The organism is Shewanella sp. ISTPL2, from assembly GCF_013283205.1.
In the GTDB taxonomy this organism is placed as follows: Bacteria; Pseudomonadota; Gammaproteobacteria; order Enterobacterales; family Shewanellaceae; genus Shewanella; species Shewanella oncorhynchi.
On sequence record NZ_JAAPAV010000001.1, the window covers coordinates 490,262 to 503,224 of the forward strand.

Below are 12,963 nucleotides of genomic sequence, written 5' to 3' on the forward strand. Positions count from 1 at the left end.
CGTTACTCAAAGTAGCCAGAGTAATTGGCCATTGCCTTTTGAGTTAAGGCTTGCATGGCGCGATCGGGGTAATTGCTGAACACGCCATCGACGCCTATCTGCTTAAGTGCATGAATATCATCAATATGATCGACAGTATAAACATAAACCTTGGCACCTCGGTTATGGGCGTCGTCTACTAGCGCTTGGCTGATAAAACTCACATCTAAATGCAATGAATAGGCATTCAGTTCGCTTACCACGGCAGCCCCATCGAGTGGAATACTGGCAAGCAACGGTGCGACTAACGCATCCGGCAACGCCTGTTTAAGTTCATGTAGATAGGGGTGATTAAAGGAAGAGATCAGTAACTGCTCCTTCGTAAATCCAAGCTGACTCATAGCCTTTGGGTATAAGTCGATTAACGGCGTGACGGTATTAATGCCTTTTAACTCTATATTGACTATGCAGCGCCCCGCAATCAGCTCAAGTACTTGCCATAGCGTCGGAATGGATTCACCTTTCACATTGATGCTTGCTAGATAGTCCTTGCTCACTAAGTGAATGACGCCCGTGCCCGAGCTTTTATTATCGAGTCGTCTGTCGTGAAATACGACTAACTCACCTTCGACATTATGTACATCGAGTTCGACGGCTTGCGCACCCAATTCTAACGCTTTAGCCATGGCGGCTAAGGTATTTTCGGCCTGATAACCGCTGGCGCCGCGGTGAGCAAAAATAAGCATGGTCTACGATCCTATTAGCTTCTAATAATGCCTTGTTGCTCGCGATTTTGACCATTCTTAATATGGATTTCCATCTGCGGGTAGGCGAGTTCGAGATTGTTTTCTTTGAGTTTTTTAGTCACTCGTTTATGTAAATCATGGCGCAGTGGCCAGCGTGCCGACATATCTTTCGCATAGGCGCGCACTTCATAATCTTGGGTATGTTTACCAAAGCCGGCAAACCAGACTTCAGGTTCTGGGCTGGCAAGTGCATCTTCACACTCTTGCACCGCTTGATACAGGGTCGCTTCAACTTTGGCCGGGTCTGAATCCCGCGCCACCGACACATAAACAATGACCCGAGTAATAGGATCTGACAAGGACCAGTTGATCAGCTGCTCTGTGATAAAGGCCTTGTTCGGAATGATAATTTCCTTTCTATCCCAGTCAATAATGGTGGTCGCCCGAATTTGGATTTTACTGACTGTCCCTGTTAAATCACGAATTGTCACTGTGTCGCCAATCCGCACGGGTTTCTCAAACAAAATGATCAAACCTGAGATAAAGTTGGCGAAAATTTCTTGCAGACCAAAACCTAAACCGAGAGACAGTGCGGCAATCAGCCATTGCAACTTAGACCATTCCATCCCGAGATTAGAGAAGCCGATTAATAGTCCGAGGAAAACCACCAGATAACGACTGACGGTTGTGATCGCAAAACCTGTCCCGGGCGAGAGATCAAGCCTTTGCAGGATCATTAGCTCAAGTAGGCCGGGTAAATTGGTGGCAATCATTAACGAGAAACCCACCACTATCAGTCCAAACATCAGTGACTTCATGGTAATGGGTAATTGTTGCTCTAAGCCATTCACACTGGTATTGGTCGTCCACAGCGTAATGCCATCGAGGAAAGAAAACAGCGCTGTATGGGTTTGAGTCCACAGACCAATCAAACTGGCTAAAAAGGCCAATAACAAGAGTGAACGCACTAGGCCAAGGGATTGGCTCGAAATGGTTTCGAGATCGACTACGGGTTCTTCGTAGGTATCGAGTCCATCGACGGAAGGGTGATGTGTTTCGCCTTTTTCCCTTTGTGCTAAGCGCTCTGCACGTTTTGCCTTCGCGCGATCGAAGGCAATACGGCGGCGTTCGATTAACATCCACCGTTTGATCAATTGGTATAAGAGCAAGAAACCCAGACCCAGCACGATAGATAATTGCAGTTGTAACAGCATTTGGAAAGCGGTGAAGTAGTAACCCCTAAAGGCTAACACTGCGCTTAAAAGCGGCACAGAAATCAGCAAGGTCCAGAGCATTTTCTGAATGAGTTTTTTGTTTTTACCGTCTTTTTTTGCATCTGAGTTTTTACGGCTCAGGATTAAAATATCTTTGTATAACAAGAATAAAACGATACAGAAAATAATGAATGCGCCGCGGCCTATGCTATTACGCACCAGTGATGTGTCGAGTACTTCGGTAAAGCCCATCAGACCCAATAATGGGCTAGCAATCAGCACAAAGTGTCTGAGCCGTGATTGTCCCGCTTGGATGAGTTTTGAGGGGCGTTTGAAATGGCCCACGAGTACGCCTTTGTCGAGTGTCAGAATAAAGATAAAGCGATATAAGAGATACACTAAACCAATCGCCAGTATGCCCATACCCACTGCTTGCACAAAATTGCGATCGGAATGATAGAAAATCAATCCCGCCATGATCACTGGGAAAGGTTTTATCAACGCATAGCTGATACTGCAGGCGAGCGCTTTGAGAGTGTAAATGAATTTATCTTGGGTCACATTGCCCACATAAGTAGTGTAATGATTTAGCAAGCGATTGAATTTAGGAGTGATCAAGTCTTGTACGACTAAACACAGTACCAGCAATATGATCCACCAAGACCAATAATCGTTTTGTTCATCCCAGGCTTTTCCCAGTTCATCCCACTGTGCTTGTTGCACAAGCCAAACCGTGCTGCGCTCAAGATCCGTAAGCCATAACTTACTGATACTTGCAGCGTTAGGCACCCAGAATAAATGTTCGTTAAGGGTATTTTTGAGGGTGAGATTCTGTTGGCTCAGTTGTTGGTAATTGACCTTCAGCTTGCCTAATTCACTTAAGTATTGGTCATAGCTTTGCATCAACTGCGAGATCAAACTCTGTTGCGAGTGTAAGAGCTTAATCTGCTGCTCATTGTATAAGCCGGGTTGTTCTAATTCTTGCTCATTGAGGGCTTGTTGCTGCTCTAAATGGTATCTGTCTAAGCGCGCATCGGCGATCAGCGTTTGCAGTTTTTCGTGATTCGGTGGTTTAGGCAGTGATTGCAACATCTGCAAAAAGCGCTCACCAAAGGCGGAGTTCATTTTGACCCAAGTGATCTGCTCTTGGATGTTTGCCAGTTGTTTGGCTTGGGATTGATATTGGGTTTCAGCCTGTTCCTGCTGTTCGACCACATTATTGATCTGCAGAGTTAACGTTTGCAGCTTTTGGCCGTAAATCTGGTTAGTGTCGGCAATATTACGGGTGATAGGATCGATGACTTTTTCGGTATTAACTAAATTTTTGGCTAGGGTGGCATCCGTTTGTTGCTGACGTTGTTTATTGATTGCCTTGTTGATGGTTTCGATCAAGGCTTCTTGCTGCACCAGTTGTTGGCGGACTAGCTGTAATTGTAATTGCGTCAGTTCAATGCGTTTTTGGCTGCTGGCAAGTTCTGCTTCATCGGTGGCAAGGCTTTGTTCAAAGAAGAGTCGTTGAGTTTGCTGTAACTCTCCCGTTGGGGTATCTAGCGGGGCGAATTCTGCTTTTTTGTTTTGGGCGACAGTTTGCCTCGCACTGGCGATAACGGTAGGTAAGTCATTGTGACGTAGCAATAAATCGTTAACTTGTCGACCAAGGGTGGATTCGCTTTCTTTAAGTTCAGACAAGCGAATATAGGCCATGGAAGCCTGCTGGCTGAGGTCAGTACCTTTTTCCAGTGATAAAGGCTTATAGGCGTCTTTCAGCGCTTGGTTAGTGCGCTTCTTATGTTGCTCAAAATCAATCTGCGCTTGTTGGAAACTGGCTGCGTTGGCGGCGAGTTTTTCTATGTTAATTTTTAGTTCGTTAATTTGTTCGTCAATGCTGAGATTTTGTTGCTGATCTTGCTTGTTCATGCCAAGACGTTTGTCCAATTGCAAAGGCGAATTGGCAAGTGCGGAAAATGTGAAAAAAGCAATAATGAACAATAAAATACGTGGCATATAGGCTAAAGACATTTAGGGGCGAAAGACGCTCCATATTAGCCAAATTGCGTTGAGATTGGTATGTTTCAGGCGTTCTTTTTTCGCCGCTGTGACTGGTGCGATTGATGGGTTTCGAAGATGGCGGTCGCGACTATGATAGTGCCACCAATTAAGGTGTTGAGATTGAGCTCTTCACCTAAAATGATCAGTGCTAACATGGCGCCATAAAAAGGCTGTAAGCAAGAGACTAACCCAACCGTTTTGGCGCTCAGTTGCCTCAGCGCAGAAGTAAATAGCGCATGTGGCGCTGCGGTAAAGACTACGCCGAGCAAAATAATTAATCCCCACACTTCTAATGAGATACTGCCCAGTTCCGTTTGGTGCCACGGCATCAGGAACATCACAGCGACCAAAGTTTGATAGAACATGGCATGGGGGCCGCTGTACTGGGAAAAGTAGCGTTTGTGCAATAAGTTACGGGTGGTGAACAAGATGGCGGACACTATGCCGATGGCAATGCCCAGCGTAGTGTCGTTACCTAAATTGGCCTCAGGGATCAGTAATATCACCCCAATCAGCACTAATACACCGCTGATCATATCGTGTAATTTTATCTTATTACCTGTCAGCAACGGCTCGGCAATGATAGTCATCACCGGATAGGTGAAAAACGCAATCATGCCAATGGCGACCGACGATAATTGCATGGCCGCAAAATAGGTCACCCAATGCAGGCTGACGATAACCCCAAGCCCGATGGCGACCAGATAATCTTGTTTGCTTGCCAGCGTTAAACGTTTGCGGCTGAATTTGACTAGCAAACCTAACACAGTGGCGGCGACGATACAGCGTAGGAAGGTGATGTCGAGGGCGCTGAGCGGGATTAATTTAGAAAACAAAGCTGTGCCGCCAAATAGCAGCACAGCCAGGTGCAATTCAATTAATCCCGAAGGTTTAGCAGAACTCAAGAAAGCTTAATCCGCTTGCTTAATGTCTTTCAGGTTAGCGAAGGCTTGTCCCATACGAGTCACTGCTTCGGCTTCGACACCTTCAGCAAAGGTCGCGATAGCATCTTTAGCAAACAACATCACTACAGTACTGCCTAACTTGAAGCGACCCATTTCTTCACCTTTGTCTAAGGTGATGGCATCTGGGCCTTGGGTTGGATATTCCCAAGTGAAGACTTGCTTACCTGTCGGCGGCGTGACTGTGCCAGCCCATACGGTTTCAATACTGGCAACAATCGTTGCGCCAACCAATACCATGGCCAATGGACCTAATTCGGTTTCAAAAATCGCCACAACGCGTTCGTTTCGGGCAAACAGACCGGGTACGTGTCTCGCCGTTAACGGATTCACCGAAAACAGTTCGCCAGGTACATAGGTCATTTTTGATAACGTGCCTTTAATCGGCATGTGGATACGGTGATAGTCTTTAGGCGCCAGATAGATAGTCGCAAAATCACCGCCTTCGAAGCGTTTAGCATCTTCGGCTTGATCGCCAAGCAAAGTTAACGATGAATAGTGATGACCCTTAGCTTGGAAGATGCGACCGTTTTTGATGGGGCCTAACTGACTTACCGCACCATCGACGGGATGCACCATGATATCGGCGTCCATATCTAACGGACGAATACCGGGTTTGAGGGCGCGGGTAAAAAAAGCATTAAAGCTTTTATAGGCTTCAGGCTCACTCTGCGCCGCTTCGCTCATATCAATTTTATATTGCTTGATAAACCACTTGATGGCGGCCGTGGTTAACGAGCCCGCTTCGGCGGCGGCGAGTTTACCCACTAAACGAGATAATAAGTGTTTCGGCAGCATGTACTGCAGCGCAATTTTGACTTTATCCAATTTCAATTCCTTTTCTTACTGCTCAATCTTTGCTGAGACTGTTGTTATTTATCAATAAGTCGTTATTCATCAGTGGCCGCACGGAAATGGCGGGCATGACGTTGTTCATCTAAGCTGGCGATAATTTTATGGTAATTATTAAAGCGATCTGCGCTGATCTTACCTTGGCTCAGGGCTTCTTGCAGTGCACAGCCGGGATCGTCACCGTGTTTACAATCGCGGAATTTACACGCGCCCAGATATTCGCGAAACTCGATAAAGCACCAGCCGACACGTTGTGCAGGAAGATGCCATAGGGCAAACTCGCGCACGCCTGGGGAGTCAATCAAATCGCCGCCACTAGGCAAGTGCAACAGTTTGGCTGTGGTGGTGGTGTGTTGACCTAAACCTGAGTTATCGGAAACATCACCGATAATAAGCTCTGCATCGGGTAGTAATGCATTGATTATTGATGATTTACCCACACCAGATTGGCCAGCAAACACGCTGACTTTATCTTTGAGTATGCCTTTGATGGTATCGATACCATCACCGAGCTTGCTGCTGACCTTATAAACCGGATAGCCAATGTCTTTGTAGCGCTGTAGCGCTTCGTCGATTGCCTGCGCTTCATCGGGATTGAGCAAGTCAATTTTATTCAAAATGATGATAGGCGGAATATCGGTATCTTCAGCGGCCACTAAATAACGGTCGATGATCTGGGTGGTAAAGCTGGGTAATACCGAGGAGACAATCAAAATTTGGTCGATATTCGAGGCGATGATTTTCACGCCATCGTATAAATCTGGGCGTGTAAGTGATGAGCGACGTGGATGAACGGCTTCAACAATACCTGCGATGCCGCTATTGGCTTGGCTCTCAATGGCTAAGCGTACGATCACTTTATCGCCAGTCACTAAACTGGTGACGGCACGGCGAATATTACAGCGCACAATTTGGCCGCTTTCAGTTTCTATGTCGGCATGTTGGCCAAAACGTGAAATCACAGTACCGGGCTGTTCTTGCCCCAATGAACTATCCTGTAACTCTGGCGTATTTTTATCGCCACTATCACGATTGAGTCGCTTCTCGTGATTAGCGCGCATACGGCGTAATTGACCTTGGCTTAGGGGTTTCTTTTTACTCACTGATTCGTCTTCGTCAATTAGGTGATTTTTTGTGTTGGAAAAAAGCAGTATGATACACGCTCTTGAATAAAAAAGCCTGAATTTAGGCTAACTGACACGATAAGGCTGATTTATGACGGCAGATGTAAATAATCTCATTTGGATCGATTTGGAAATGACAGGGTTAGAGCCCGACGTCGACAGGATCATTGAAATTGCCACTTTAGTGACAGATCAAGAACTCAATATTATCGGTCAAGGTCCGGTTATCGCGATTCATCAGTCAGATGATGTGCTGGCCGCCATGGACGATTGGAATCAAAAGCACCATGGTGAGTCAGGGTTGATTGATCGCGTTCGTGCTAGCCAAGAAACCGAAGCGCAAGCCGTGGCTAAGACGATTGCCTTCTTAGAACAGTATGTTCCTAAGGGCGCCTCTCCAATGTGTGGTAACAGCATTGGGCAAGATAGACGCTTCTTAAATCGTTATATGCGCGAGTTGGAAGATTATTTCCACTACCGCAACGTGGATGTCAGTACGATTAAGGAGCTAGTGAAGCGTTGGAGTCCAGAAACGATGGATGGTTTTAAGAAGCAAAATACCCACCAAGCCCTGCAGGATATCCAAGAGTCGATCGCTGAATTACAGTATTATCGCAGCAAAGTATTTAAAATTTGACCGATCAGTAGATAAATATGCAAGAAGGGGTTGCAGCCGCATGAATTTTTCATATAATGCGGCCTCAACTTTTTGATGCGAACAGAGATGTACGGTCATTTAGATTGAATGCGACATTAGCTCAGTTGATAAAGGTTAAAGGCGATACCTTTGTTAATGTTGAAGGCAAATGTAGCAGCGATGCAAAAAGCGACATTAGCTCAGTTGGTAGAGCGATACCTTGCCAAGGTATAGGTCATCGGTTCGAACCCGATATGTCGCTCCAAATTAAAATTTAGTGATTTGCCAAATCATTAATACAGATTATGCGACATTAGCTCAGTTGGTAGAGCGATACCTTGCCAAGGTATAGGTCATCGGTTCGAACCCGATATGTCGCTCCAAATTAAAACTTAGTGATTTACCAAATCATTAGTACAGATTATGCGACATTAGCTCAGTTGGTAGAGCGATACCTTGCCAAGGTATAGGTCATCGGTTCGAACCCGATATGTCGCTCCAATTTCCTAAATATTCCACTATCAGATTACTCAATTGACATTAGATCAGTTGCGGACTTGATATGGCGATACCTTCTTTTTTTGCCAAGGTATAGGTCATCGGTTCGAACCGCTCTTGATCAAAATCATGTCGCTCCAATTTCGATAAATCCCTCCAAAATTATTTTATCCAACATCATTTCAATCGTGTTGCTCATATTGCTATCACTTATAATGCTTAGCCGTTGACTAAAGCATAGATCATTGCTCGAACCTCTCCCTATCAAAATCATTTCGCTGTACTTCCGTTAAACTCCCCAACAGCTACTTTTTCACATCATTCCCTCAATTAGTTCGTCTATATTTTGTCTTGATTCACTGCCATCTACCTCAAGCACTCTATCTCAGATTCACCATGCACAACCAAAGACTTACGAATACCCTTTGGGAAAAGTGCGTTGAGATCTCTTTTGGCTTTTCTCTTTTATATAAAACAGTGTGATAGGATTTAGATGCGTGATCTATAGCGTGTTTCTTCAAGTTTTCCTAAATTAGATAGCTGCGTGAAAGTTAAATTATGACCTTGTTCAAATATTCTTAACGCTTTTACTCACATAATGGAATTAGACAAAATTAATAGCGCCAAGTAGTTGGCCTGACAATGGAGTGCATTATATGCGTATTCAACAATTACGTGATCTACTCGAGTATGTGGCAAATTGCCGCTTAGATATGGCGCAACTCTATGGCCGACTCAACAATCAAGCTGACTCGGCTCGTGTGAAAATGATGTTGGAGTATTTTGAATCACACCAAAAAACCATGGCAGAAAAACTGCGTGATTATATGGATGAAGCACCACATCGTATTCTTGATACTTGGTATAAAGACTTCACTTTTGAAGACTTTACTAAGCGTTGCCAAGATACTATGTTGCCCGCAAACATGAATGAAGATGATGTGCTCAACTTACATTTAGACCTAGAGAATCGTCTGATTGGTTTGTTAGAAAAAACAGTTAACTCAACCACGGCGGAAGATGCGCGCAATGCGTTAGCCAATTTGATCCGAGTAGAGAAAACTCAGCAGCAACGTCTAGTCCATAGTACGATTCGGATGGACGATATCTAAACCGTCATTTCTTCTTGATTCTCAAAGCCAGCCCAGTGCTGGCTTTGGTTTTTATGTCGACTTTGTATCGGCCACTTTTACTCTACTTTGCTCCATTTGGGCGGGTTTCTGCGCCTGAACTGATTTACGTCATAATTTCTCGCTGCTTTTTTTGCTACTTTCTTGATCTATTGGCTGATTTTTATTGGCCTTGCTCAATTCTGCCAAGACTTCTATGGTGAGATTACTCATTATGAAATGGAGTCATTGGTGTCTAAGGAGATCCTTCATGGCACAAGATCTATCGCAATTTCCCAAAGCTCTATACACCCAAACACAAGTTCGCGAAGCTGAACTGAGTGCAGTGTCTCAGGGAGTATCTAGTCTCTATGAATTGGTCGAGCGTGCTGGCGCGGCGGCTTTTGAGTGTTTAGCGAAACATAGCTCCAAAGTCTTACCTGTGTTAATCCTTGCTGGCAGCGGTAACAATGGTGCCGATGCTTTAGTGTGCGCCCGTCTAGCCCGTGCCAGTGGTATGGACGTTTCTGTGATGATGACGTCAGCGGCAGGCACGCCTGAGTGTCAGCAAGCATTGACTCATTATCTTGCTGAAGGTGGAAAATTACTGCCGTTAGAGGTTGAACCTATTCTCGCAGCGAAAATCATAGTCGATGGTCTGTTAGGTACGGGGGTACATGATGCTGTACGCGACGATATGTCTAAATATATCCGTGCCATCAATGACAATTCGGCTTGGGTATTGAGTCTTGATTTACCCTCTGGAGTTATTGCTGATACAGGCGCCGTAGTAGGTGTTGCTGTGATGGCGGATATCACCTTATGTTTTGGTGGTTTAAAGCAAGGTGTGTTAACGGGTAAGGCACGGCATTACAGTGGTGAGCTTGAATTTGCAGATTTAGGATTAACGCCTTTCTTTGCTGAAGTGAGCGCACAAAGAGTAGGAAGAGAGACTCTTAAGGACTATTTTGCCGCCCGAGCAAGGGATAGCCATAAAGGCCAATCGGGTAAAGTCACTGTCATCGGCGGTGATATAGGCATGGCAGGGGCTGTGAGACTGGCAAGTGAGGCTTGCCTACGTGCAGGCGCGGGATTAGTCACTGTGATCAGTCGACCTGAGCATCAACTGACGGTGAATGTTTCCCGTCCTGAACTGATGTTTTGGGGTTGTGATTTAGTCGATATGGAAGTGTATCTGCGCCTTGGTTGGGCGCAGGTTATCGTGCTTGGCCCTGGTTTAGGTAAGCATGACTGGGGGTATAATTTGTTTAAAGCCGTGGGCTTGAGCGATAAGCCTTGTGTTTTAGATGCCGATGCGTTGAATCTGCTCAGTAATGAACCAAGGCGCCAAACGAATTGGGTATTAACACCACATCCGGGTGAGGCCGCGCGTTTACTTGGTTGTACCGTGGTCGATATTGAACAGGACAGATTTGCCGCTGTTCGCGCGATACAGCAAAAGTACGGCGGTGTTGTATTGCTAAAGGGCGCAGGAACGGTCATTTTTGATGGTCAGCAAATGGTAGTGGCACCAGTCGGCAACCCTGGGCTTGCCAGTGGTGGGTGTGGCGATGTGTTATCTGGTATTATAGGCGCGCTCATGGCTCAGGGAATGGATAATATGCAGGCAACTGTGCTTGGCGTAGTCGTACATGGTTGCGCTGCCGATCTTGCGGCAATACAGGGAGAACGTGGCATGTTAGCGAGCGATTTAATGCCTTTTATTCGCCAATTAGTGAATAGTGATTTACTCTAGGCGGAATGTGAGACTTAAGTGGGGCTGGACTTTGTTATGTGCCCTGTGCCTTTTTAGGATTGAGTCGCTTCTCCATCAATAACAGCAGTGATATAAGCGGATATGACAGAGTTAACTTTTTTCTTAGACAACGAAGACGACACTATTGCGGTTGGGCAAAAATTAGCCCGCCATGTCCAAGCGCCTTTGACTCTGTATCTTACGGGTGATTTAGGAGCCGGTAAAACGACGCTGAGTCGTGGCTTAATTCAGGGATTGGGCCATAAAGGAGCCGTTAAAAGCCCGACTTACACTTTAGTTGAACCTTATGAATTAGAAGGTGTCGAAGTTTATCATTTTGATTTGTATCGTTTAAACGATCCAGAAGAACTCGAGTTTATGGGGATCCGTGATTACTTTACGGATAAGAGTCTGTGCATTGTTGAATGGCCAGATAAGGGAGAGGGTTTACTGCCCGCTGCCGATGTCCATATGCATTTAAGTTATCAAAATAGTGGGCGAGAAATACGCATAGAGGCCTTGTCTGAGCCAGGTGAAAAGTTATTAAAAGCGATAAAATAAAAACTAAAATGATAAAAAATAACCCGTATTTTCAAATTATTATTCTTTCTTTGTGTTCTTTTTTCTCTGTGGTGGCCCATGCTGCTAATCAGTTAGAAAGCGTACGTATTTGGGCTGCGCCTGAGTCAACTCGAATCGTGTTTGACTTGAGTGGAGTGCCTGATTACACCTATTTCTCTTTAGATGGCCCTAATCGTTTAGTGGTGGATTTAAAAAAGACCACTGCTAAAGTTGTGCTTAAAAATCTTGAAAACAACAGTAAGTTGGTTAAGGGCGTGCGGGTCAGTAAGTCACCGACTAAAGGTGATTTGCGTTTAGTGATCGATCTCGTAAAACCATTGAATGCAAGCTTGTTTTCTTTGCCTGTTACTGCGCCCTATGGCAATCGTCTAGTGGTTGATTTAGAAGATAAAACGTTAACTACTGCAACGGCTATCGTGTCATCTACACCCGTTAAAACTGTCACCCAAGCGGCGCAATCATCCCGCGATATTGTCATTGCTATTGATGCGGGTCATGGTGGCGACGATCCTGGCTCCATTGGTCCTTCTGGTGTTTATGAAAAAAAGGTCGCCCTAGAAATCGCCAGACGTGTTTCCAGCAAAATCAATGACACGCCAGGCATGCGTGCTGTGATGATCCGTACTGGTGATTATTTTGTGAATTTAAATAAACGCTCTGAACTGGCGCGCAACAGTAAGGCCGATCTGCTGATTTCTATCCATGCGGATGCCTTTACCTCGCCCAATCCACGTGGCGCCTCCGTATGGGTGCTATCAATGCGTCGTGCTAATAGTGAAATTGGTCGTTGGTTAGAGCAAAAAGAGAAGCATTCTGAGTTGCTGGGCGGTGCGGGGGAAATTATCCAAAACACGGATAATGAACAGTATTTGGCTATGACGCTGCTCGATATGTCAATGAACAGTTCGATGGCAATTGGCCATTCTGTTGCGGGGGATATTTTAAAAGATTTAGGTGGCGTGACTCAATTGCATAAAAGTCGCCCTGAGTCCGCGAGTTTAGCTGTGCTGAAGTCACCGGATATTCCTTCAATTTTGGTTGAAACGGGCTTTATTTCAAACCCTAAAGAAGAGCGTTTACTGTCGAGTAGTCGCCATCAAGAGAGCATTGCCAATGCTATTTATAAGGGTGTGAGCCGTTACTATCACAACAATCCGCCAGCGGATACTTTGCTTGCCCAAAGAAGGGGAGGAAGCTCTAGCAGTGCTAAGCCGGCCAAAACCACAGCAAAAGCATCAGCGGAAAGAACGTCAACTGAAAGAACGCCTACTGCCTATGTTGGTGATGCAGTATCGACAAAGGTTAAACATAAGGTCCGTCGTGGGGAATCTTTATCTGCAATCGCGCAACGTTACAGTGTGCCTATGTCCAGCATCAAACAAGCGAATGGAATGAAGTCCGATGTGGTGCAGTTAGGGCAAACGCTAGTCATACCCCAGAGTTAAATAGGAAAGC

The 12,963-nt window shown here is 45.4% G+C and carries 10 protein-coding genes and 3 tRNA genes; 8 read left to right on the forward strand and 5 right to left on the reverse strand.

Annotated elements, in window-relative coordinates:
* Positions 1 to 2 precede the first annotated feature (2 nt).
* From HUB64_RS02185 to rsgA, 5 genes are all read right to left on the reverse strand, one after another.
* Positions 3 to 725, reverse strand: coding sequence for a glycerophosphodiester phosphodiesterase family protein (locus HUB64_RS02185; protein ID WP_173247567.1), 723 nt, complete (start codon positions 723 to 725; stop codon positions 3 to 5).
* A gap of 14 nt (positions 726 to 739) precedes the next feature.
* Positions 740 to 3,943 (reverse strand): mechanosensitive ion channel domain-containing protein, encoded by a 3,204-nt coding sequence (locus HUB64_RS02190; protein WP_173497872.1) that lies wholly within the window; start codon positions 3,941 to 3,943, stop codon positions 740 to 742.
* Positions 3,944 to 4,011: 68 nt separating this feature from the next.
* The gene (locus tag HUB64_RS02195) at positions 4,012 to 4,893 is read right to left on the reverse strand and encodes a DMT family transporter (RefSeq protein WP_173496267.1); all 882 of its coding nucleotides are present in this window, start codon (positions 4,891 to 4,893) and stop codon (positions 4,012 to 4,014) included.
* 6 nt (positions 4,894 to 4,899) lie between these two features.
* On the reverse strand, positions 4,900 to 5,778 hold the full coding sequence (gene asd / locus HUB64_RS02200) for an archaetidylserine decarboxylase (RefSeq protein ID WP_173496268.1): 879 nt from the start codon (positions 5,776 to 5,778) through the stop codon (positions 4,900 to 4,902).
* Between the two features lie 62 nt (positions 5,779 to 5,840).
* Positions 5,841 to 6,905 carry a small ribosomal subunit biogenesis GTPase RsgA gene (gene rsgA, locus HUB64_RS02205; RefSeq protein WP_105250279.1) on the reverse strand — a complete coding sequence of 355 codons (1,065 nt, stop codon included), beginning with the start codon at positions 6,903 to 6,905 and terminating at the stop codon, positions 5,841 to 5,843.
* Between the two features lie 112 nt (positions 6,906 to 7,017).
* Here rsgA and orn point away from each other — a divergent pair, with 112 nt between their 5' ends.
* From orn to HUB64_RS02245, 8 genes are all read left to right on the forward strand, one after another.
* Complete coding sequence (gene orn, locus HUB64_RS02210) at positions 7,018 to 7,563, forward strand: oligoribonuclease (RefSeq protein WP_131523968.1); 546 nt, start codon at positions 7,018 to 7,020, stop codon at positions 7,561 to 7,563.
* Positions 7,564 to 7,752: 189 nt separating this feature from the next.
* Positions 7,753 to 7,828: transfer RNA gene (locus HUB64_RS02215), tRNA-Gly, on the forward strand.
* A gap of 42 nt (positions 7,829 to 7,870) precedes the next feature.
* A tRNA-Gly gene (locus HUB64_RS02220) sits at positions 7,871 to 7,946 on the forward strand.
* A gap of 42 nt (positions 7,947 to 7,988) precedes the next feature.
* A tRNA-Gly gene (locus HUB64_RS02225) sits at positions 7,989 to 8,064 on the forward strand.
* 653 nt (positions 8,065 to 8,717) lie between these two features.
* A complete protein-coding gene (locus HUB64_RS02230) occupies positions 8,718 to 9,173 on the forward strand; it encodes a hypothetical protein (RefSeq protein WP_028761762.1) in 456 nt (151 codons plus the stop codon).
* A 268-nt stretch (positions 9,174 to 9,441) separates the two neighbouring features.
* Complete coding sequence (locus HUB64_RS02235; RefSeq protein ID WP_173247561.1) at positions 9,442 to 10,926, forward strand: NAD(P)H-hydrate dehydratase; 1,485 nt, start codon at positions 9,442 to 9,444, stop codon at positions 10,924 to 10,926.
* Between the two features lie 102 nt (positions 10,927 to 11,028).
* The gene (gene tsaE, locus HUB64_RS02240) at positions 11,029 to 11,487 is read left to right on the forward strand and encodes a tRNA (adenosine(37)-N6)-threonylcarbamoyltransferase complex ATPase subunit type 1 TsaE (RefSeq protein WP_028761764.1); all 459 of its coding nucleotides are present in this window, start codon (positions 11,029 to 11,031) and stop codon (positions 11,485 to 11,487) included.
* An 8-nt stretch (positions 11,488 to 11,495) separates the two neighbouring features.
* Complete coding sequence (locus HUB64_RS02245; protein WP_173496269.1) at positions 11,496 to 12,953, forward strand: N-acetylmuramoyl-L-alanine amidase; 1,458 nt, start codon at positions 11,496 to 11,498, stop codon at positions 12,951 to 12,953.
* The last annotated feature ends 10 nt before the right edge of the window (positions 12,954 to 12,963 follow it).

Bases quoted from the DNA above. Each gene is read 5' to 3' on its own strand.
- HUB64_RS02185 (WP_173247567.1), bottom strand. From the start codon at position 725: ATGCTTATTTTTGCTCACCGCGGCGCCAGCGGTTATCAGGCCGAAAAT.
- HUB64_RS02190 (WP_173497872.1), bottom strand. From the start codon at position 3,943: ATGCCACGTATTTTATTGTTCATTATTGCTTTTTTCACATTTTCCGCA.
- orn (WP_131523968.1), top strand. From the start codon at position 7,018: ATGACGGCAGATGTAAATAATCTCATTTGGATCGATTTGGAAATGACA.
- HUB64_RS02230 (WP_028761762.1), top strand. From the start codon at position 8,718: ATGCGTATTCAACAATTACGTGATCTACTCGAGTATGTGGCAAATTGC.
- HUB64_RS02235 (WP_173247561.1), top strand. From the start codon at position 9,442: ATGGCACAAGATCTATCGCAATTTCCCAAAGCTCTATACACCCAAACA.
- tsaE (WP_028761764.1), top strand. From the start codon at position 11,029: ATGACAGAGTTAACTTTTTTCTTAGACAACGAAGACGACACTATTGCG.
- HUB64_RS02245 (WP_173496269.1), top strand. From the start codon at position 11,496: ATGATAAAAAATAACCCGTATTTTCAAATTATTATTCTTTCTTTGTGT.